Origin of the sequence: Saccharothrix syringae, from assembly GCF_009498035.1 — a bacterium.
In the GTDB taxonomy this organism is placed as follows: domain Bacteria; phylum Actinomycetota; class Actinomycetes; order Mycobacteriales; family Pseudonocardiaceae; genus Actinosynnema; species Actinosynnema syringae.
The window spans coordinates 3,295,971-3,297,489 of the sequence record NZ_CP034550.1 but is presented as its reverse complement, the minus strand read 5'-3'; the positions used below and the strand labels follow the sequence as shown (position 1 = coordinate 3,297,489).

Sequence of the window (1,519 nt, the reverse complement as noted above, 5' to 3'; positions counted from 1 at the left end):
GGTGTCGCTCCTGTCCGGCGTGCGGACCTGTTGACGATCGACGGGAAGTGGCTTGCGGTGAGGCGGCGTGACGCCGGACGGCTACTCGACCATCGGTTTCAGCGGTTCGGCCAACCACTGGGGTTCGGCGACGACGCCGGTCTTCCCGATGGCGAGCCGCAACCGCGGCTCGGAGGTCCGCGGCTCGGAGGTCGGGTCCGTCCCGTCGCGCCGATCCGCGTCCGCACCGGTGTCCTCCGGTGCCACGTCGACACGGGGCATCCTGGCGACGGGCTCCTCCACGCGCGAATCGACCAGGACCTGCCCGGTCGCATCGGAACCCGAATCCGCTTCCGGCACCAAGGGTTCCACCCGGTGATACGCCTCGTGGTCGGGCCTCCGGCTGACCGGCGCGTCCAGCTGGGCCTCGAACGACCGCGGCTCGCTGGACGACCCGGCGCCACCGGACCTCGGCGTCACCGGCTCGGCCAGGTATTCCGGCTCCACCGAATCATCCGACTCCAACGCCACCAACCACCGATCACCACCCGACGAACCGCCCGACGAACCCCCCGACGAGGGGAACTCCTGCGGCTGCTTCCGCTTCGGCGGCGGGAGCTGGTGGAGCGCGGCCCTGCCGACCTCGGTGTTGTTCTCCTCGGTCTTCTCGTGTGCGTCCGCGAGCATGTTCAGCCCGGTCCCGACCGTGGCCAGTGCGCTACCGGCCGTGTAGAGCGCGGTGAAGAAACCCGTGACCATCCCGTCCAGGACCGGTTCCGCCTGCTGCCAGCCCTCGTCCTCCAGTCCTCCCTGACCGCCGTCCTTGAGCGGCTTCGCGGAGAGGACCGGGCACCAGGCGTCGGTGAACTTGCGAATGCGCTCGCCCGCGCGGTCCAGGTCGAACGCTCGCCTGCGCAACGCCTGCGTGTCGGCCCCGAGCCGCCACCCGACACCGGTCGACGGCTTGTCGCCGCCGGTTCCGGTGCTCGGCAGGTCGGAGTCGGAATCCTCACCGCTGCCCGGAGGGGATTTGATCGCCATGGTCCTCTTCTCACTTTCCGGGGTCGGACATCAGGTCGCGCAGGATGTCGGACACGCCCGACTGCGGCACCTCGAACGACGACGCCTCGACGTCACCGGAGAGCAGCGCCCTCGCGTCGACCCCCGCCGGCATGTGCGGCGCCATCACCTCGGCGGCCTCGTCCACCGCCCGGCGCTGGGCCGCGGCGATGGCGTCGAGCAGTGCGCTCGCCAGCTCCGTCGGCGGCATCCGCTTGTAGGCCGCGGTGGGGAACTTGATGTCCTCGACGCGACCGCCGTGGCCAACGGTCACCGACACGACGCGGCGCGGCGCGGTCTCGGTGACGCTCAGGCTCCGCAGCCGCTGCTGCGCCTCCACCATCGCGCGTTGCGTTTCCCGGTACTCGGCCATCAGGCGGCTGAGCTGCTCGCTGTACGGGTTGGACACGAAGACCTCCTTGATCCAACGGTGCGGTGCGGGAACCCGCGCCACCACGCTTGGGGGCCGGGACGTCCCGAT

The 1,519-nt window shown here is 70.8% G+C and carries 2 protein-coding genes; both read right to left on the bottom strand.

All coding sequences use genetic code 11. The features are described from left to right. Nucleotides 1-81 precede the first annotated feature (81 nt). Nucleotides 82-1,020, bottom strand: coding sequence for a hypothetical protein (locus EKG83_RS15025; RefSeq protein WP_033435318.1), 939 nt, complete (start codon nt 1,018-1,020; stop codon nt 82-84). Between the two features lie 10 nt (nt 1,021-1,030). Then, nucleotides 1,031-1,447, bottom strand: coding sequence for a YbaB/EbfC family nucleoid-associated protein (locus tag EKG83_RS15020; RefSeq protein WP_153278118.1), 417 nt, complete (start codon nt 1,445-1,447; stop codon nt 1,031-1,033). Between the last annotated feature and the right edge of the window lie 72 nt (nt 1,448-1,519).